Source organism: Pseudomonas sp. P2S-1 (genome assembly GCF_057197725.1).
In genome coordinates, this window is record NZ_CM170068.1 from 3,557,544 (window position 1) to 3,576,529 (window position 18,986).

Genomic DNA, 18,986 nt, shown 5'->3' on the forward strand with positions numbered 1-18,986 from the left:
ACGGATCCAACAGGAAAACATCGCCATGAATACCGCCGTGAACGTCAATGTCGTGCATGAGTCCGAAACCCAGCGCCAGCATGCCCGGGTCAAGATCCCGGCCAAGCTGCGCTACCTGAACGAGAACCGCGAGACCGTCGAAGTGAAGGTCGACGACCTCTCCGCCGGCGGCCTGAGCTTCCACGCCAAGCAGCCGTTGCCGGTGGGTGAGGTGATGCGCGGGCGCCTGCAGTTCACCGTCGACAACCTCGGCCTGTCGATGGACGTCGAGTTCCAGATCCGCGCCTATAACCCGGCCAACGGCCGAACCGGCGCGCAGTTCCAGAACCTCGAGCAGCGCGACATCGCCACCCTGCGCCACCTGATCACCTCGCACCTGTCCGGCGAGCTGATCAGCATCGGCGACGTGCTCAGCACCCTGCAGCGCGACAACTTCACCAAGGCGCGCAAGCAGAAGAAACACGACGGCGGCCTCAGCCCGCTGGGCCGCCTGCGTGCGGTGACCTTCAGCCTTGGCGTGTTCGTGGTCGGCGTGGCCGCCTTCGGCTTTATCGCCAAGTCGGTGTACGGCGTGTACTTCGTCAGCCATGCCGAAGCCGGCGTGGTCAGCGTGCCAAGCACCCAGGTCACCATGCCTCGCGACGGCACCCTGCAGGCCCTGGTGGAAAACGGCGCCGAGGTGGTCAAGGGTGCGCCGCTGGCCTCGTTCAGCACCAGCATGCTCGACCTGCTCAAGGGACACCTGGATGAGGAGCAACTGGAGCCGGCCAAGGTCGAGGAGCTGTTCGGCAAGCAGATGAGCGGCACCCTGACCAGCCCGTGCGACTGCACCGTGGCCCGCCAGTTGGTGGATGACGGCCAGTACGCGGCCAAGGGCGCGGTGATCTTCCAGTTGATCCCGCGCACCAGCAATCCAACCATCGATGCACGCTTCAGCTACCGCCAGTTCGACGACGTCAAGCCGGGTACCCGGGTCAACTTCCAGATTGCCGGCGACGGTGAAGAACGCACTGGCCGCATCGTCAGCAGCGCCAACCTGAACAACGACGACCTGTCCTCGGATATCCGCGTGCAGATCAAGCCGGATGCACCGCTGCCGAGCCAACTGGTCGGTTTGCCGGCGAGCGTCAACGCCAAGCGCGGCCCGTCCCTGGACTGGCTGATCGACAGCGCCATGGCGCATGGGCTCTGAAGAGGGTTCCTTGATGAACAGTTATTCCGCGGTGACCGCAATCGCTGGCAAGCCAGCTCCCACAGGACCTGAGTCGGACTCGGTATCGTGGGCAGCCTCGAACCCTGTGGGAGCTGGCTTGCCAGCGATGAGGCCATCAGCCACACCCCTGATGTGTGCCCTGGCCCTGGCCATAAGCCTCACCGGCTGCGCCGGCCTCCCCGACCAGCGCCTGGCCAACGAAGCCCTGAAAAACGGCGACACCGCCACCGCCGAGCGCAACTACCGGCAGCTCGCCGACCTCGGCTACAGCGAAGCCCAGGTCGGCCTCGCCGATATCCAGGTGGAAACCGGCGACCCGGCCAAGCTGAAGCAGGCCGAAGCCACCTACCGTGATGCCGCTGCAACTTCGTCCCGCGCCCAGGCCCGCCTCGGCCGCCTGCTCGTCGCCAAGCCCGACAGCAGCGAAGCCGAACGCCACGAAGCCGAGGCCCTGCTCAAGCAGGCTTTCGCCAGCGGCGAAGGCAACACCCTGATCCCCCTGGCGATGCTCTACCTGCAATACCCGCAGAGTTTCCCCAAGGTCAACGCCCAGCAGCAGATCGACCAGTGGCGCGCCGCCGGTTACCCGGAAGCCGGCCTGGCCCAGGTCCTGCTCTATCGCACCCAGAACACCTACGACCAGCACCTGGCCGAGGTCGAACGGATCTGCAAGGCCGCCCTGAACACCACCGATATCTGCTACGTCGAACTGGCCACCGTGTACCAGAAACGCGCCCAGCCGGAACAACAGGCGGCGCTGCTGGACCAGCTGAAAGCGGCCTACAAGCGCGGCACCGTCCCCGCCAGCCGGGTCGACAGCGTGGCCCGCGTGCTCGCCGACCGCAGCCTCGGCCAGACCGACGAAAAAACCGCCCAGGCCCTGCTCGAAGACATCGCCCCGCAGAACCCGGCCTCCTGGGTCAGCCTGGCGCAACTGCTCTACGACTTCCCCGAGCTGGGCGACAGCGACAAGCTGCTGGAATACATCGACAAGGGCCGCGACGCCGAACAGCCCCGCGCCGAGCTGCTGCTGGGTCGCCTCTACTACGAAGGCAAGACCCTCCCGGCCGACGCTAAACAGGCCGAAACCCATCTGCTGGCCGCCGCCGATGCCGGCGAGATCAGCGCCCATTACTACCTCGGCCAGCTCTATCGCCGTGGCTACCTGGGCAATGTCGAGCCGCAGAAAGCGGTCGACCACCTGCTCCAGGCCGCCCGCGGTGGCCAGCTCAGTGCCGACTACGCCCTGGCCCAGCTCTACAGCGAAGGCCATGGCATCCGCCAGAACCCGGTGAATGCCTGGGTCTTCGCCCAGCTGGCCCAGGCCAACCCGAGCGAGCAATCGACCGCCCTGGCCGGCGAGCTGGACAGCCAACTCGATCCGCAACAGAAAGCCGCCGCCCAGCGCCTGCTGGAACAGGAGCGCGCCGCCCGTGGCGCCCTCGGTCCAGGGCCTGGCGCGCTGGCCCTGCAAGCTGTGAAAAGCCCTGAAGAAGAACAAGGTGAGGACGCTTCCCTATGATGCTCAACCCGTGGATGAAAGCCGGTCTCGGCCTGAGTTTCGCGTTGTTCTGGGCGTGCCCGACCCTGGCCGCCGAAACCGCTGAAAAGAACTTCGGCCTGGAGGTGAAGATCACCGGCCAGTCCGAAGACGACCGCGACCTCGGCACCCGCGATGGCGGCGACGTCAACGGCCTCGGTGTCGACCTGCGCCCCTGGGTGTACTTCGAGCGCGGCGACTGGAGCGCCTACGCCATGGGCCAGGCGGTGGCCGCCACCGACATCATCGAGACCGACACCAGCCGCCAGTCCGCCGACGGCAGCGAGATCCAGGATTCCAACAGCTCGAATGACGACCGCGAAGCCAAGAAAAACTACCTGGCGATGCGCGAGTTCTGGGTCGGCTACAAGGGCTTCACCGCCTACCCCGGCGAAGAGCTGCGCTTCGGCCGCCAGCGCCTGCGCAACGACGACGGCATGTGGCGCGACACCAATATCGAAGCGCTGAACTGGACCTTCGACACCACCCTGCTGCGCGCCAACCTGGGCGTGGCCGAACGCTTCAGCGAGTACCGCACCGACCTCACCGAGCTGGCTGCCGAAGACAAGGACCGCCTGCACGTCTACGGCGATATCGCCGCACAGTGGACCCCGGGCCACTGGGTCGGCCTGCGCGCCCACCATACCCATGACGACGGCAAGCTCAAGAGCCCCGGCGAAACCCTCGACGCCCTCGACAAGACCCGCACCGGCGACCTCACCTGGCTGGGCCTGGAAGCCAACAGCGACGCCTACAACTGGCGCAACCAGAACACCCTCAACTACTGGGGCAGCGTGACCTGGCTGACCGGCGACCGCGACACCCTGAGCAGCACCACGGTGGGCAACGACCAGGTGGCGACCGGCAAGCAAAGCGGCGACGTCAACGCCTGGGCCACCGACCTCGGCATCCGCCTGCGCCTCGACCCCAACTGGCAGGTCGGCGCGGCCTATGCCCGGGGCAGCGGCGGCGGTGGCAGCGACGGCTCGAACAATTATGAGCAGACCGGCCTGGAATCCAACCGCTCCAACTGGACCGGCACCCGCTCCCGCGTGCACCGCTTCGGCGAAGCCTTCCGCGGCGAGCTGGGCAACCTGCAGGCGGCCACCCTGTTCACCTCCTGGCAACTGCGCGACGACTACGACGCCAGCCTGATCTACCACAAGTTCTGGCGCGTCGACGGTGACCAGAACCTTGGCGGCAGCGGCATCAACGCAGTGGTCGACGACGGCGGCATCAACCGTCCGCTGGTCCAGGGCGAGAAGGATGTCGGGCAGGAGATGGACCTGGTGGTCACCAAGTACTTCAAGCAGGGCCTGCTGCCGGCAGCCCTGAGCAAATCCATCGACGAACCCTCGGCGCTGGTGCGTTTTCGCGGCGGCGTATTCAAGCCGGGCGACGCCTACGGCAAAGAGGCCGACTCGTACATGCACCGCGCCTTCATCGACGTGGTCTGGCGCTTCTGATGGGCGGAGAGCACTGACATGAACCTTCACGCGAACAGGCTTCACGCCCTGCTGACCGGCGCCCTGCTGCTGGCCGCCGGCGTCGCCCAGGCCAGCAACCCGCAGCCGGCGCCGTCGGTGGCCAAGGAGCTGCAACAGGCCAGGACCTACACCGTCAGCACCGCGCCGGTGGAGCCGCTGCACCTCGACCCGCCGAAGCTGCCGGACCTCTCCGGCTACACCGCCGAGGCCGTGCAGAAGAAGATCGACCGCCGCAAGCCGGGCAAGGTCTCGGTGCGGCGCATGCTCCAGGAAGACGTGCTCAAGGAATTCATCGGCGGCGACAACAAGGGCGCCGAATGGGTGGCCCGCCAGCGCGGCATTCCCCAGGCGATCTTCATCGACGGCGGCCATGTGAACTTCACCGAGCTGGCGAAGAAAGTCCCCGAGCGCTTCCTCCGCCAGACCTCGCCCGGCGTGTACCTGGCCCGCCTGCCGATCGTGGTCGGCCACGGCGCGACCCTGGAGATCGACGGCAAGGTCAAGGAACTGCGCCTGTCCCAGGAAGGCGGCTCGTTCATGGTCAACGACGGCAAGCTGTTCGTCAGCGACACCCGGGTGATCGGCTGGCGCGAGAAGGAAAACGGCCCGGCGACCTTCCGCAAGCCGGATGAATTCCGCCCGTTCCTGCTGTCGTGGGGCGGTACCGAGACCTACATCGTCAACAGCACCATGGCCAACTTCGGCTACGCGAAAAGCAAGTCCTACGGGGTCAGCATCTCGCAGTACACGCCGAACATGGCCAAGCAGATGGGCCGGGCCGAACCCACCGGCTGGATCATCGGTTCGACCTTCAGCGACATGTGGTACGGCTTCTACTGCTACGAGACCAGCGACTTCGTGGTCAAGGACAGCACCTACAGCGACAACATCGTCTACGGCATCGACCCCCACGACCGTTCGCACCGCCTGATCATCGCCGGCAACACGGTCTACGGGACCAAGAAGAAGCACGGGATCATCATTTCCCGCGAGGTCAACGACAGCTGGATCATCAACAACAAGAGCTACGACAACAAGCTCTCCGGCGTGGTGATCGACCGTAACAGCGTCAACAACCTGATCGCCTACAACGAGATCTACCGCAACCACACCGACGGCATCACCCTGTACGAAAGCGGCGACAACCTGATCTGGGGCAACAAGCTGATCAGCAACCGCCGCCACGGCATCCGCGTGCGCAACAGCGTGAACATCCGTCTCTACGAAAACCTCGCCATGGCCAACGGCCTGGTCGGCGTCTACGGCCATATCAAGGACCTCTCCGACACCGACCGCGACATCGCCCTCGACCCCTTCGACACCAAGGTCTCGCTGATCCTGGTCGGCGGCGAGCTGGCGGCCAACGGCAGCGGCCCGCTGTCCATCGACTCGCCGCTGAGCGTGGAGCTGTACCGCGTATCGATGCTGGCGCCGAGCAAGGCCAGCGGTATCAGTTTGTCCGGCGTGCTGGGCGAACGGCAGAACGAGATCCTCGACCTGATGGTGCGCCAGCAGAAGGCCGTGCTGATCGACCCGGTCGAACGACAGACCGAAATGGCCGACTGAGGAAGCCCGAACATGACTCCACATCTGATCAAACTCCTGGGCCTCAGTGCCGCCCTGCTGGCGATCAGCAATGGCGCGCGCGCCGACCAGGTCACGGCGCCGAGCTTCAGCGCCGAACCGTGCTGCCAACTGTGCCCCGAGGCCCACGACGCCAGCCGCTACACCACCCGCTACCAGCAGAACTTCACCACCCTGGTGCAGGCCAAGGGTGACTGGCTGTTCCGTACCAAGGAAGACCTGCGCACCGAGTTCAACACCACCCCCGCCGGCTACAAGCGCCTGCAGCAACTGCATGACGCCTTCAAGGCCCGTGGCGTTGAGTTGGTCGTCGTCTACCAGCCGACCCGCGGCCTGGTGAACCGCAACATGCTTACCCCGGAAGAGAAAGCGAAGTTCGATTACCAGAAGGCCCTGGGCAACTACCAGGCCATGCTCAAGCGCTTCCAGGGCATGGGCTACAACGTGCCCGACCTGTCGCCGCTGACCAACGAGCAACTGGCGGCGGCCGACCAGGGCAAGGATTTCTATTTCCGTGGCGACCAGCACTGGACCCCTTACGGCGCCGAGCGCGCGGCGAAGATCGTCGCCGACACCGTGCACGCCATGCCGGCCTTCGAAGGCATTCCGCGCAAGGAGTTCGAAACGAAGAAATCCGGACGCATGGGCAAGACCGGCACCCTGCACAACGTCGCCGGCCAGCTCTGCGGCACCAGCTACGCCGTGCAGTACATGGATCAGTTCGCCACCGAGCCGAAGGGCTCCAGCGGCGGCAGCGACGACCTCTTCGGTGATTCCGGCAATGCGCAGATCACCCTGGTCGGCACCAGCCACAGTGGCAAGAACTACAACTTCTCCGGCTTCCTCGAACAGTACATCGGCGCCGACGTGCTCAACGTCGCCTTCCCCGGTGGTGGCCTGGAAGGCTCGATGATCCAGTACCTGGGCAGCGAGGAATTCAGGAAGAACCCGCCGAAGATCCTGGTCTGGGAATTCTCCCCGCTGTACCCGCTGAACCAGGAAACCATCTGGCGGCAGATGCTCGCCCTGCTCGACAACGGCTGCGAAGGCAAGCCGGCGCAGATGAGCGCCAGCACCGCGATCAAGCCGGGCAAGAACGAACTGATGGTCAACGGCCGGGATGGCGTGATCAAGGACCTGACCAACCGCAACCACCAGCTCGACATCCGTTTCGAAGACACCTCGGTCAAGGTCATGCAGGCCACCCTCTGGTACCTCAATGGCCGCCATGAGGACATCAAGATCGAGAAGCCGACCACCTCCGACACCGACGGCCGCTTCGCCTTCCAGTTGCGTGAAGACGAGGACTGGGCCAGCCAGACCCTGCTCGCCGTCGAGCTGCAAGGCCCGGAGAACGGCACCCAGAAAGTCCAGGCCACCCTGTGCAAACGCGGCCCTGTCGGCGATGCCCCGCGCAACGCCCAGGCCGGACTGTGAGGACCCCATGAACAGACTCAGCATGCTCGCCAGCGCGGTATTGCTCGGGCTATCCAGCCAGGCGTTCGCCGGGCTGGTGCCGCCCCAGGGCTACTACGCCGGCATCGAGAAACAGAAGACCGGCGACGGCAACTTCCAGTGCGAAGCGGTGCCGACGCCCTACACCGGCAGCCTGCAATTCCGCAGCAAGTACGAGGGCTCGGACTCGGCGCGCTCGACCCTGAACAAGGCGTCCGAGCAGGCCTTCCGCGACTCGACCAAGGACATCACCACCCTGGAGCGCGGGGTGGCCAAGCTGGTCACCCAGTACATGCGCGACGGGCGTCCGGCGCAGCTCGACTGTGCCCTGACCTGGATGGGCAGTTGGGCGCGGGCCGATGCCTTGCTGTCGAAGGACTTCAACCACACCGGCAAGTCCATGCGCAAATGGGCCCTGGGCAGCCTCAGCGGTTCGTGGCTGCGCCTGAAGTTCTCCAACGCGAAGCCCTTGGCGGCGCACCAGGCCCAGGCCGAGGAAATCGAGAAATGGTTCGGCCGCGTGGCCGACCAGGTGGTTGCCGACTGGAGCGATCTGCCGCTGGCGAAGATCAACAACCACAGCTACTGGGCGGCCTGGTCGGTGATGGCGACGGCCGTGGCCACCGACCGCCGCGACCTGTTCGACTGGTCGGTGAAGGAGTACCGCGTCGCCGCCAACCAGGTGGATGACCAGGGCTTCTTGCCGAACGAGCTCAAGCGCAAGCAGCGCGCCCTCGCCTACCACAACTACGCCCTGCCGCCGCTGGCGATGATCGCCAGCTTTGCCCAGGTCAATGGCGTAGACCTGAAGGATGAAAACCACCAGGCCCTGAAGCGCCTGGGCGAGCGGGTGCTGGGTGGGTCGAAGGATCCTTCGGCGTTCAAGGGCAAGAACGGCGAGAAGCAGGATATGGACGACCTCAAGGTCGACAGCAAGTACGCCTGGCTCGAGCCGTGGTGCAGCCTCTACCAGTGCAACGGCGATGTGCAGCAGCGTCGGCACGGGATGCAGCCGTTCAACAGCTTCCGCCTCGGCGGGGATGTGACGCGGGTGTATGACCCGGGGGCCGAGCGCAAATAGGCGGCTTGACACGGCCCCTGTGGGAGCTGGCTTGCCAGCGATGAGGCCCGACTGGACACCTCTGCTGAACCTGCTGGCCCTATCGCTGGCAAGCCAGCTCCCACAGGGACCGCAGCGACACTGATTCATTGGTTTCCCCCAACCGGATGGTTGGGGGGTTTGGGGGGCGCTGTTGCCCCGTAGCTGACCACCAAGGAGAACCCGGATGGTCTTCTCGTCCAACGTGTTCCTGTTCCTGTTCCTGCCGATCTTCCTCGGCCTGTACTACCTGAGCGGGCAACGCTACCGCAACCTGCTCCTGCTGCTGGCCAGCTACCTGTTCTATGCCTGGTGGCGGGTGGACTTCCTCGCCCTGTTCGCCGGGGTCACCCTGTGGAACTACTGGATCGGCCTGAAAGTCGGCGCCGCCGGAGTCCGCACAAAGTCTGCCCAGCGCTGGCTGCTGCTGGGCGTGGCCGTCGACCTGTGCATCCTCGGCTACTTCAAGTACGCCAACTTCGGCGTCGACAGCATCAACGCGATCATGGCCTCGTTCGGCCTGGAGCCGTTCATCCTGACCCACGTGCTGCTGCCGATCGGGATCTCGTTCTACATCTTCGAGTCGATCAGCTACATCATCGACGTGTACCGCGGCGACACCCCGGCGACCCGCAACCTGATCGACTTCGCCGCCTTCGTCGCGATCTTCCCGCACCTGATCGCCGGCCCCGTGCTGCGCTTCAAGGACCTCGCCGACCAGTTCAACCACCGCACCCACACCGTCGACAAGTTCGCCGAGGGCTGCACCCGCTTCATGCAGGGCTTCATCAAGAAGGTCTTCATCGCCGACACCCTGGCGGTGGTCGCCGACCATTGCTTCGCCCTGGAAAATCCCAGCACCGGCGACGCCTGGCTCGGCGCCCTGGCCTACACCGCGCAGCTGTACTTCGACTTCTCCGGCTACAGCGACATGGCCATCGGCCTGGGCCTGATGATGGGCTTCCGCTTCATGGAGAACTTCAAGCAGCCGTACATCAGCCAGTCGATCACCGAGTTCTGGCGGCGCTGGCATATCAGCCTGTCGACCTGGCTGCGCGACTACCTGTACATCACCCTCGGCGGCAACCGCGGCGGCACCTTCGCCACCTACCGCAACCTGTTCCTGACCATGCTCCTGGGCGGCCTGTGGCACGGCGCCAACTTCACCTACATCATCTGGGGCGCCTGGCACGGCATGTGGCTGGCGATCGAGCGGGCCCTGGGCCTGGACACCAACCCGCAGCGCTTCAACCCGGTCAAATGGGCCTTCACCTTCCTGCTGGTGGTGATCGGCTGGGTGATCTTCCGCGCCGAAAACCTGCACGTGGCCGGGCGCATGTACGCCGCCATGTTCAGCCTCGGTGACTGGAACCTCTCGGAGCTCAACCGCGCCAGCCTCACCGGCCTGCAGGTGGCGACCCTGATCCTGGCCTACATCACCCTGGCCTGGTTCGGCCTGCGCGACTTCTATCGCAATGCCAAGCCGACCGCCAAGGCCAGCCCGGTGGTGGTGCACCACGACGGCAGCGTCGGCCTCGACTGGAGCCTGTACGCCACCCGCGTGCTGGTCCTGCTGCTGTTCGTCGCGTCGATCCTCAAGCTCTCCGCGCAGAGCTACTCGCCCTTCCTCTACTTCCAGTTCTGAGCGAGCCGACCATGACCCGATCACTTCGCATCTTCTACTCGCTGCTGTTCCTCGCCCTGCTTTCGGCGCTGGGTATCTGGTCCCTCGGCGGGCTCGCCGGGTTCCACCGCACGGCGCAGATGAGCCTGCTCGACGGCAAGCTGGCCAAGGCCGCCGAGACCCACTACGACGAGCAGTTCCCGCTCAAGCGCATCGGCACCAACCTGTGGGCGGCGCTGGACTTCAAGCTGTTCAACGAAGGCCGTCCCGGCGTGGTGCTGGGCCGTGACCAGTGGCTGTTCAGCGACGAGGAGTTCAAGCCGGCGGCCGACGGCGAGCTGACCCGCAACGAAAACCTGGCCCTGCTCCGCGGCGTGCGCGACACCCTGCGCAAACAGGGCGTGGAACTGGTGCTGGCGATCATCCCGGCCAAGGCCCGGGTGTATCCCGAGTACATCGGCGTGCGCGCCCCGGCCAGCGTCCACCATGATCTGTACAACAGCTTCCACGCCCAGGCGCGCCAGGCCAACATCTTCGCCCCCGACCTGTTCGGCCCGCTGGAAGCGGCCAAGGCTCGCGGCCAGGTGTTTCTGCGTACCGACAGCCACTGGACACCGATGGGCGCCGAAGTCGCCGCCCAGCAACTGGCCGAGGCGGTCTCCCGGCAGACCCTGCTCAACGGCGAGCCGCAGACCTTCATCACCGAAAACCAGCAGCAGGCGCCGTACAAGGGCGACCTGACCAACTTCCTGCCGCTGGACCCGCTGTTCAGCAACCTGCTGCCCAAGCCGGACCAGTTGCAGAAACGCAGCACCCGCGCGGTCGAGGCTGACAACGGCGGCGGCGACGCCCTGTTCGCCGACAAGCAGATCCCCGTGGCCCTGGTCGGCACCAGCTACAGCGCCAACCCCAACTGGAACTTCCTCGGCGCCCTGCAGCAGGCCCTGCACAGCGATGTCGCCAACTACGCCGAGGACGGCCACGGGCCGATCCTGCCGATGCTCAAGTACCTGCAAAGCGATGAGTTCAAGAACAGCCCGCCGCAACTGGTGGTCTGGGAATTCCCCGAGCGTTATCTGCCAATCAAGAACGACCTCAGCGGCTTCGACCCGCAATGGATCGCGCAACTGAAGAAAACCCGCAACTCCGATCAAGAGCTGGCCCTGACGTCCATCCGGACCGAACACTAAGAGGAAATGCACATGCAAACGTCCAAGCACCGTATCGCCAAAGCCTGCGCCCTCGCTGCCGGCCTCACCCTCGCCTCGCTGCAAGCCTGGGCCGGCGGCGACGCCGCACTGTATGGCCCGAGCGCGCCGAAGGGTTCGACCTTCGTGCGGTTGTACAACGCCTCCAGCCAGCCGGTCGCCGCCAGCGTCGGCAACACCCCGATCAACCAGGTCGGGGCCCAGGCCAGCAGCGACTTCAGCTTCATGCCGCAAGGCGACTACAGCGCCAAGGTGGGCAACGCGAGCCTGCCGGTGAAGCTCTCCGCCGACCACTACTACACCCTGGTCAACCACGCCGACGGCAAGCCGCAGCTGGTGGAAGAACCGCCGTTCCGCAACAAGCAGAAATCCCTGGTGCGGGTGCAGAACCTCAGCGACCAGGCCCTGACCCTGAAGACCGCCGACGGCAAGACCGAAGTGGTCAAGCCGGTGGCCGCCGCCGGCCGCGGCGAGCGCGAGATCAACCCGGTCAAGGTCAACCTGGCCTTGTACGAAGGCGACAAGAAAGTCAGCGACCTGAAACCGGTCGCCCTCGAGCGCGGAGAAGCAGCCGTGCTCTACGTCACCGGCTCCGGCAGCAATCTGTCCCCGGTCTGGGTCAAGCGCCCGGTAGCGACCCGTTAATCCACTGCCCAACTTTATATTTCGGAGAGTACAACCATGATTCCAGTCATCCTGTCCGGCGGTAACGGTTCGCGTCTGTGGCCCCTGTCGCGCAAACAGTTCCCCAAGCAGTTCCTCGCCCTTACCGGTGACGACACCCTGTTCCAGCAGACCCTGTCGCGCCTGGTCTTCGAAGGCATGGACGCGCCCATCGTGGTGTGCAACAAGGACCACCGCTTCATCGTCAACGAGCAGCTCGGCAACCTGAGCCTGGAGACCCAGGCCATCCTCATGGAGCCCTTCGGCCGCAACACCGCGCCGGCGGTGGCCCTGAGCGCCATGAAGCTGGTCAACGAAGGCCGCGACGAGCTGATGCTGGTGCTCCCGGCCGACCATGTGATCGACGACCAGAAAGCCCTGCAACGCGCCCTGGCCCTGGCCACCGTGGCGGCCGAGCGCGGCGAGATGGTGCTGTTCGGCATCCCCGCGACCAAGCCCGAAACCGGCTACGGCTATATCCGCTCCAGCCAGGACGCGCTGCTGCCCGAGGGCGTCAGCCGGGTCGCCCAGTTCGTCGAGAAGCCCGATGAAAAACGCGCCCGGGAATTCGTCCAGGCCGGTGGTTACTTCTGGAACAGCGGCATGTTCCTGTTCCGCGCCAGCCGCTTCCTCGAAGAGCTGAAAAAGCACGACCCGGACATCTACGACACCTGCCTGCTGACCCTGGAGCGCAGCCAGGAGGACGGCGACAGCCTGACCATCGACGAAGCCACCTTCGCCTGCTGCCCGGACAACTCCATCGACTACGCGGTGATGGAAAAGACCCAGCGCGCCTGCGTGGTGCCGCTGACCGCCGGCTGGAGCGACGTCGGCTGCTGGTCGTCGCTGTGGGACGTGCACCCCAAGGACGACAACGGCAACGTCACCAAGGGCGACGTGGTGGTGCAGGACAGCCACAACTGCATGATCCATGGCAACGGCAAGCTGGTCTCGGTGATCGGCCTGGAAAACATCGTCGTGGTCGAAACCAAGGACGCCATGATGATCGCCCACAAGGACAAGGTTCAGGGGGTCAAGCAACTGGTCAACACCCTGGATGCCCAGGGCCGCAGCGAGACCCAGACCCACTGCGAGGTGTACCGACCGTGGGGTTCCTACGACTCGGTGGACATGGGTGGGCGTTTCCAGGTCAAGCACATCACGGTCAAGCCCGGCGCCAGCCTCTCGCTGCAGATGCACCACCACCGCGCCGAGCACTGGATCGTGGTCTCCGGCACCGCCGAAGTGACCTGTGACGAGAACGTCTTCCTGCTCACCGAGAACCAGTCCACCTACATCCCGATCGCCTCGATCCACCGCCTGCGCAACCCGGGCAAGATCCCGCTGGAGATCATCGAGGTGCAGTCCGGCAGCTACCTCGGCGAGGACGATATCGAGCGCTTCGAGGATATCTACGGGCGCTCGACGCCGGTGGAGCGTGGGGTTTCGATCAAGACCATTGCGCAGTAAGTTCAAATGCTGTCTCACCAGCCCCGTGACGGGCTGGTGAGACCGTTTCGCCAAGCAAGACTCGCGCTGGTCGTTGAGCGTATTGCCTGGGATGCACCTTGCTTCATGGCAAAACCCATCACGCCCTTGTCGATCCCTTTTTGCACCGCTTTTTTGGTGTCGTGGATCCGTGCGATAAACGCCTTGGCTTCCACTTTGGAAATTTTCGGCGTATCACCACCCAAGATGGATTTCCATTCCAAGTCATCGATAGCTTTGAATCGCACCCAGCTCCTCGAGTCGAAGGCGCTGGTCAAATCGATAGTGGACAAGTTGTACACGGCATTCTTTCGGGTACTGAACGCAGCCTCATGGTCGATCAACTGCACGCCACCCGAATCATCCCATAGCTGATTACCGGAGTTATCGTCAAACTCGTTGATAAGGAAATAGAACAGTCTGTCCCGGGCAGAAGGCGTCCTCTCGCTTCGCCGGGAATCCTTGATGTTCGGTACCATCTGCTGAACCAACGACTTGGCCCGGGCCTTGGCCGGCGGCACGACATGGAAACCGAGTGCCTCGCTGATCTGGTAAGCCAGTTCCTCGCGCTGGGCCCGCTCAGGCGAGTGCATTTTCTTTACGATGAAATCAATGCCTTCAACTTTCGATGATGCCTTGTAGAGGCTATTGTTCAGGCGGTTGTCGAACAGTGTCATTGATTGAAAATCGATGCTCGGAACCTGGGACAGGATCCAATTGTTGATAACCCTGATGTCTCTGGAAGGCTTCCGTCGAGCCGCTGCCTGAGCGCCCAGGTAATTTCCTGCTCGGGCCAAGGCCACGACCTCGCTTGACTCGATCGCTTGAAATGGAAAACCACTATATCCCTCGATGTCTACCCATCCGATCGGCGTATTAAGCACAAACCGGAAGAGGTTCAAACCCTCCACCTCTCCTAGCGGATCCGGATTCAACCAACGCTGCCAGTCGGCCCGGTAATATCGGGCACCGTAGTAATACAGCCCACTCGCATCCCGCTCCTTGCCCGAATACCGTACCGTCTTGTAGCCCGCCTCGACCTCGTTGCGCCCCGCCCACCAGGCGGTGCTGCCGAAGGGATGAAAGACTTCACGACCGAGCAGCGCGGCCTCGCCATCCAGTTCCAGGCAGACGGAGCCGAGATGATCGCCAAGCGCATGACGTACCTGATCCTGCGCCACGCCGGCAGGCCGCCCTTGCAGCCAGTGGAGAATGCGCACACCGCAGGTCCCGGCCTGGACCGTGATGACCTCAAGACGCTCGCTACCGTTGTCATGCCGCTCCAACCCCGGGAGATACCGCACCTCGCGGCTGTGGATTCGCTTCGCGGCTTGCGCTCTGCCGAGCTTGCGTACGCGCCGGCCGGCACCGTCGTAGAGATACCGCTCCCAATCGTCGGAGCCGCCTGCGCGGATCACCGGCCGGACTTCGCGCAGTTCGTTACGCGTGTTCCAAGACAACGTCTGCCCCGGTTGCAGGCACAGCAGATTGCCGTTGGCATCGAAGCCTCTCTCGAAGTCTTCATTGGCCGGCAGGCAGCGATTGGAGTGTCTTGCCGCAACCAGCGTGCGACCGTGGGCCTGGGCGCCGGCATGCACCAGGTGCAGGAGGTTGCCCCCGGCGTCGTATTCATAGCTTTGCCGGTAATTGCTCACCGCTCCGGGATCGAGCAGCGAACCTGGTCCCTTGCTGGCCGCGCCGGCTTCCCAGCCTTTCGCCTCGATCAGTTGGTAAAGGCTGTCGTAGCCGTACTCGCAACGCGGTTCGACCTGCTGATTGGCGAAATGGCGCACCGGCATGGCCCGGTCTTCGATGGACAGCACATTACCTGCCGGGTCGTATTCGTAGTGCAACTCCTGCAGCAGGTCGCCGTTTCTGCGCCGGGCAGCAAGCTGCGACAGGCGGCCATCTTCCTCGCGATAAAGACGTTGCAGGCGCACGCCATTGCCCAGGATTTCCTCTTCCATCTGGCCGAAGGCGTTGTAGCGGGCAGCCACCAGCAGCATGTGCTGGCTACCATCCTTGAGCTGCACCCGCATTTCGCGCAGCTCACCGCACAGGGTCAGGCCGAGCGACTGGCGATTGTCGCTGGCATCCGTCTGTTCCAGCACCTCGCCGAGCGGGCCGTGACAATAGAGAACCGCTGCGGTATCAGACTCCAACAGCAGCTCCCGCTCCGCAATCGGCACCGGCCAGTCCGGCGATTGCGCATCACGGCTGAAACGGCGGACCTCGCTGCGGACCTCACCATTCAGGGCGTAACCCCGCAATTCCCGGGTTCCCGCCGTGTCGTCGTGGCGCAGCAGGCACCCGCAGGCATTCTGCGCAGCGTGCTCAGGGGCGGCATCGGCATAGCCAAGACGCTCGCGACAGGCTCGCGGTTGACCGTTGGCCTGCTCATGCAGCGCAGTGGGCCGCAGCATCGCGTCGTAGTCGAACTCACGGCAAACGCCCTTGCCATCTTCGGCCCGCACCACCTGTCCCGCTTCGCCGAACAGGCTGCAAACAGTTCCCGAGTCCACGCTCTCACGCCATACCACCCGGTCAGACAAGGAATGCACCTGGCCCAGGTTGGCTGGCGTCGCGGCGTCCTGTTCATGCAGCGCCCACAGGCGTGGGTCGCGGCACGCCCGCAGGCGTCCAGCGGCATCGTACTGGCTGCCTTGAATGCGCGGCTGCAACGGATCGGCGGGCGCACGACGACAGTAATTCACCTCGCGCAGCCCCAGGCCGCGGGCATCGCGAACTACCAGGACAGGCGTCAATGCATGGACAGCGAGGGACATGCCGGGAATCCTTGCGCTGGTCTTTGATCGCTGCAACATAACCGCAAACCCGCACTGGCACAGCTGGCAAAAATGACAGGTCGGGCCCTTGCCGCTAGGATCGTGGAGTCGTCTTTCCCGGGGTTTCCACCATGCTCATCGGCATCCTGCTTATCCTCACCTGGCTGATCCTGCTCCTGCGCTACCCGGCCAAGGCGCTGCCGGTCTCGCTGGCGGCGCTGCTCGGGCTGGTCATGGTCGGCGCCTGGGTGGCGTGGCTGGACACCCGTGAGGCCCGCCAGCTGGCCCGCCTTGAACTGCGTCTGGACTACCTGCCGCAGGAATGCCCCGCCGGCCGCCCGCTGCGGGTGCGGATGAACAACGGCAACAGCGCACCGTTGACCGAGTTGCGCTGGCGGGTCGCGGCCTATGCGCCTGGCGACAGCGTCAACCTCGCCGAGAACACCTACGCCGCGCCACGCTACCGCGGCCCCGGCGAACTCCAGGCCGGCGCCGACTGGAGCGACTGCCTGCCGCTGCCACCACTGCGCGCCGGCTATCGCCCGCAAACCCTCGAGTTCCGCGCAGAACATCTGCAAGGAAGCTTTGCGAACTAGCATTTTTGTCAGGTGCGCAAAACCGTATCCGGGTATTCAATCAAGTTCATGAAGGCTCACCACCAAGGAGGTAGCCCATGGACGTCCGTTGCCTGAAAGGACTCGACTCACTGACCCGACTACTGGAAACCGATGAACGCGATACACCCGGCATGATTCTCGTCGGCTCCACCACCTGTCCGCTGAGCCTCGAACTGCAAGCCAACATCCGTGCCCGAGCGCCAGCCCTGCCGCAGTTCGTGTTCTACGAACTCAACATCGACGACTACAGCGCTCCCGGCCAGGACCTCGCCGTCACCCGCCTGCTCAGCGAATGGCAGGCCGACGGTCTGCCCGCGCAGATCCTCTTGCCGAGCAACCGTCCGCCGGTGGCGATCAACAAGACCAGCCTCGGAGAAATCTGCAAGGCGCTGAAGGATCTCTACTGAGTCGGGCGGCATCCCGTATGATCGGTCCTTCCCCCTCATCACGAAGGACCGTCCAGCATGCCTGTCGCCCTGATCACCGGTTGTTCCAGCGGCATTGGCCGCGCCCTTGCCGACACCTTCCGCGATGCCGGCTATACCGTCTGGGCCACGGCACGCAAGGCCGGGGACGTGGAAAAACTCGCCGCCGCCGGGTTCCGCGCCTGGCCGCTGGATGTCAATGACGCCCAGGCCCTGCAACAGCTGGCCGAGGCTGTCGAAGCGGCCCACGGCGGCCTCGACCTGCTGATCAACAACGCCGGCTATGGGGCCATGGGCCCTCTGCTGGATGGCGGGGTCGAGGCCATGCAGCGCCAGTTCGAAACCAATGTCTTCGCCGTCGTCGGGGTAACCCGCGCGCTGTTCCCGGCGCTGCGGCGCAGTCGTGGGCTGGTGGTGAATATCGGCAGTGTCTCGGGGGTGCTGGTCACGCCGTTCGCCGGGGCGTACTGCGCATCGAAGGCGGCGGTGCATGCCTTGAGCGATGCCCTGCGCCTGGAGCTGGCGCCGTTCGGTATTCGCGTGATGGAAGTGCAGCCGGGGGCAATCCAGTCGAGTTTCGCCAGCAATGCCGGGCATGAGGCCGAGCAGGTGCTGACAGCGGAATCGGCCTGGTGGCCGTTGCGCGAGCATGTTCGGGCGAGGGCTCGCGCGTCGCAGGACAGGCCGACGCCGGCCAGCGAGTTTGCCGCGGGGGTACTGGCCGCGGTGGGCAAGTCGCCGGTGCCGGGGCTGGTGAGGTTGGGCAATGGCAGCCGGGCCTTGCCGTTGCTGGCGACCCTGCTGCCTTCGCGGTTGTTGCAGTGGGTGCTGAAGAAGAAGTTCGGACTCAACAGAGCCTTGTGACCTCGAGGGCCTCATCACTGGCAAGCCCTCCACAAAACCCTGTGGGAGCTGGCTTGCCAGCGATAGGGCCCTCAAGCACACCACAAACAATCAGGCAATCGACCGCACCACCCCACCATCCACCCGCATCGCCGCCCCGGTGGTCGCACTGGCCTGCTTCGACGCCAGGTACACCACCAGGTTCGCCACTTCCTCCACCGTCGCCAGACGCTGGATGATCGAGCTGGGCCGGTGCTCGGCGATAAAGCTGGCTTCCAGTTCCGCCGTCGACACGCCCTGGTCCCTGGCCATCTGCCCGAAGAAATCACCCACGCCTTCCGAGCGGGTCGGGCCCGGCAGCACGGCGTTGACCGTCACCCCGGTGCCCGCCAGGGTTTCCGCCAGACCGCGGGACACGGCCAGCAGTGCGGTCTTGGTGGTGCCGTAGTGCACCATCTCGGTGGGGATCTGCAGCGCCGATTCGCTGGACAGGAACAACACCCGCCCCCAGTTGCGTTCCTTCATCCCCGGCGCGTAGTGGCGTGACAGGCGCACTGCACTGAGCACATTGACCTCGAAGAAACGCTGCCACTCATCATCGCTGATCTCGAAGAAGCCCTTGGGTTCGAAGATGCCGAGGTTGTTGACCAGGATATCGGTCTGCGGCACCTGCTCGAACAGTTGGCGGGCGCCTTCGGCAGTGCCGAGGTCAGCGGCCACGCCGATGATGCGGGCGGCCGGGACCTTGTCGCGGACCTGCTTCAGGGCCTGGTCGACCCGAGCCTGGCTGCGACCGTTGAGCACCACCTCGGCACCCGCCTCGGCCAGGCCGATGGCGATGGCCAGGCCAATGCCGGCGGTGGAGCCGCTGACGATGGCGCGCTTGCCGTTGAGGGAGATTTGCATGTGGGCCTCCTGGAGTTAAATCAATCGAAAGAGCAACGCGGTCACTGT

Annotated in this window: 15 protein-coding genes; 13 read left to right on the plus strand and 2 right to left on the minus strand. The window is 64.7% G+C overall.

The window, feature by feature from the left end; translation table 11 throughout:
- The first annotated feature begins 25 nt into the window (after window positions 1-25).
- The 10 genes from AC2CQI_RS15720 (at window position 26) to AC2CQI_RS15765 (ending at window position 13,343) form a co-directional block, all read left to right on the plus strand.
- The gene (locus tag AC2CQI_RS15720) at window positions 26-1,192 is read left to right on the plus strand and encodes a PilZ domain-containing protein (RefSeq protein ID WP_484577250.1); all 1,167 of its coding nucleotides are present in this window, start codon (window positions 26-28) and stop codon (window positions 1,190-1,192) included.
- A gap of 127 nt (window positions 1,193-1,319) precedes the next feature.
- A complete protein-coding gene (gene algK / locus AC2CQI_RS15725; protein ID WP_484577251.1) occupies window positions 1,320-2,735 on the plus strand; it encodes an alginate biosynthesis TPR repeat lipoprotein AlgK in 1,416 nt (471 codons plus the stop codon).
- A complete protein-coding gene (locus AC2CQI_RS15730) occupies window positions 2,732-4,219 on the plus strand; it encodes an alginate export family protein (protein WP_484577252.1) in 1,488 nt (495 codons plus the stop codon). The genes algK and AC2CQI_RS15730 overlap by 4 nt, the downstream gene beginning before the upstream one ends.
- 18 nt (window positions 4,220-4,237) lie before the next feature.
- Complete coding sequence (gene algG, locus AC2CQI_RS15735; protein WP_484577253.1) at window positions 4,238-5,806, plus strand: mannuronan 5-epimerase AlgG; 1,569 nt, start codon at window positions 4,238-4,240, stop codon at window positions 5,804-5,806.
- Window positions 5,807-5,818: 12 nt separating this feature from the next.
- Window positions 5,819-7,261: an alginate O-acetyltransferase gene (locus AC2CQI_RS15740; RefSeq protein WP_484577254.1), complete on the plus strand. Its 1,443-nt coding sequence runs from the start codon at window positions 5,819-5,821 to the stop codon at window positions 7,259-7,261.
- A 7-nt stretch (window positions 7,262-7,268) separates the two neighbouring features.
- Window positions 7,269-8,360, plus strand: a complete 1,092-nt coding sequence (locus AC2CQI_RS15745) for a mannuronate-specific alginate lyase (RefSeq protein WP_484577255.1) — start codon at window positions 7,269-7,271, stop codon at window positions 8,358-8,360.
- A gap of 205 nt (window positions 8,361-8,565) precedes the next feature.
- Entirely contained in the window at window positions 8,566-10,023 is a 1,458-nt protein-coding gene (locus tag AC2CQI_RS15750) for an MBOAT family O-acyltransferase (RefSeq protein ID WP_075806393.1), read from the plus strand.
- A gap of 11 nt (window positions 10,024-10,034) precedes the next feature.
- Window positions 10,035-11,192 carry an alginate O-acetyltransferase gene (locus AC2CQI_RS15755; protein ID WP_484577256.1) on the plus strand — a complete coding sequence of 386 codons (1,158 nt, stop codon included), beginning with the start codon at window positions 10,035-10,037 and terminating at the stop codon, window positions 11,190-11,192.
- A 6-nt stretch (window positions 11,193-11,198) separates the two neighbouring features.
- The gene (locus tag AC2CQI_RS15760; protein ID WP_075806391.1) at window positions 11,199-11,855 is read left to right on the plus strand and encodes an alginate O-acetyltransferase AlgF; all 657 of its coding nucleotides are present in this window, start codon (window positions 11,199-11,201) and stop codon (window positions 11,853-11,855) included.
- A 36-nt stretch (window positions 11,856-11,891) separates the two neighbouring features.
- Complete coding sequence (locus AC2CQI_RS15765; protein ID WP_075806390.1) at window positions 11,892-13,343, plus strand: mannose-1-phosphate guanylyltransferase/mannose-6-phosphate isomerase; 1,452 nt, start codon at window positions 11,892-11,894, stop codon at window positions 13,341-13,343.
- 14 nt (window positions 13,344-13,357) lie between these two features.
- Here the strand turns inward: AC2CQI_RS15765 and AC2CQI_RS15770 are convergent, their stop codons facing one another.
- Window positions 13,358-16,147: an RHS repeat domain-containing protein gene (locus tag AC2CQI_RS15770; RefSeq protein ID WP_484577257.1), complete on the minus strand. Its 2,790-nt coding sequence runs from the start codon at window positions 16,145-16,147 to the stop codon at window positions 13,358-13,360.
- Window positions 16,148-16,278: 131 nt separating this feature from the next.
- Between AC2CQI_RS15770 and AC2CQI_RS15775 the strand changes: the two genes are divergently transcribed.
- The 3 genes from AC2CQI_RS15775 (at window position 16,279) to AC2CQI_RS15785 (ending at window position 18,053) form a co-directional block, all read left to right on the plus strand.
- Window positions 16,279-16,743 (plus strand): multidrug transporter, encoded by a 465-nt coding sequence (locus tag AC2CQI_RS15775; protein ID WP_484577258.1) that lies wholly within the window; start codon window positions 16,279-16,281, stop codon window positions 16,741-16,743.
- Between the two features lie 77 nt (window positions 16,744-16,820).
- Window positions 16,821-17,171 carry a hypothetical protein gene (locus tag AC2CQI_RS15780; RefSeq protein WP_075806387.1) on the plus strand — a complete coding sequence of 117 codons (351 nt, stop codon included), beginning with the start codon at window positions 16,821-16,823 and terminating at the stop codon, window positions 17,169-17,171.
- Window positions 17,172-17,228: 57 nt separating this feature from the next.
- A complete protein-coding gene (locus tag AC2CQI_RS15785) occupies window positions 17,229-18,053 on the plus strand; it encodes an SDR family oxidoreductase (protein ID WP_075806386.1) in 825 nt (274 codons plus the stop codon).
- Between the two features lie 90 nt (window positions 18,054-18,143).
- Here AC2CQI_RS15785 and AC2CQI_RS15790 read toward each other — a convergent pair whose 3' ends face one another.
- Entirely contained in the window at window positions 18,144-18,938 is a 795-nt protein-coding gene (locus tag AC2CQI_RS15790) for an SDR family NAD(P)-dependent oxidoreductase (RefSeq protein WP_484577259.1), read from the minus strand.
- Between the last annotated feature and the right edge of the window lie 48 nt (window positions 18,939-18,986).

Coding starts and splice junctions, on each gene's coding strand:
- AC2CQI_RS15770 (WP_484577257.1), bottom strand. CDS start 16,147: ATGTCCCTCGCTGTCCATGCATTGACGCCTGTCCTGGTAGTTCGCGAT.
- AC2CQI_RS15780 (WP_075806387.1), top strand. CDS start 16,821: ATGGACGTCCGTTGCCTGAAAGGACTCGACTCACTGACCCGACTACTG.
- AC2CQI_RS15730 (WP_484577252.1), top strand. CDS start 2,732: ATGATGCTCAACCCGTGGATGAAAGCCGGTCTCGGCCTGAGTTTCGCG.
- AC2CQI_RS15790 (WP_484577259.1), bottom strand. CDS start 18,938: ATGCAAATCTCCCTCAACGGCAAGCGCGCCATCGTCAGCGGCTCCACC.
- algG (WP_484577253.1), top strand. CDS start 4,238: ATGAACCTTCACGCGAACAGGCTTCACGCCCTGCTGACCGGCGCCCTG.
- AC2CQI_RS15745 (WP_484577255.1), top strand. CDS start 7,269: ATGAACAGACTCAGCATGCTCGCCAGCGCGGTATTGCTCGGGCTATCC.
- AC2CQI_RS15755 (WP_484577256.1), top strand. CDS start 10,035: ATGACCCGATCACTTCGCATCTTCTACTCGCTGCTGTTCCTCGCCCTG.
- AC2CQI_RS15785 (WP_075806386.1), top strand. CDS start 17,229: ATGCCTGTCGCCCTGATCACCGGTTGTTCCAGCGGCATTGGCCGCGCC.
- AC2CQI_RS15740 (WP_484577254.1), top strand. CDS start 5,819: ATGACTCCACATCTGATCAAACTCCTGGGCCTCAGTGCCGCCCTGCTG.
- AC2CQI_RS15750 (WP_075806393.1), top strand. CDS start 8,566: ATGGTCTTCTCGTCCAACGTGTTCCTGTTCCTGTTCCTGCCGATCTTC.
- AC2CQI_RS15760 (WP_075806391.1), top strand. CDS start 11,199: ATGCACATGCAAACGTCCAAGCACCGTATCGCCAAAGCCTGCGCCCTC.
- AC2CQI_RS15720 (WP_484577250.1), top strand. CDS start 26: ATGAATACCGCCGTGAACGTCAATGTCGTGCATGAGTCCGAAACCCAG.
- AC2CQI_RS15775 (WP_484577258.1), top strand. CDS start 16,279: ATGCTCATCGGCATCCTGCTTATCCTCACCTGGCTGATCCTGCTCCTG.
- AC2CQI_RS15765 (WP_075806390.1), top strand. CDS start 11,892: ATGATTCCAGTCATCCTGTCCGGCGGTAACGGTTCGCGTCTGTGGCCC.
- algK (WP_484577251.1), top strand. CDS start 1,320: ATGAGGCCATCAGCCACACCCCTGATGTGTGCCCTGGCCCTGGCCATA.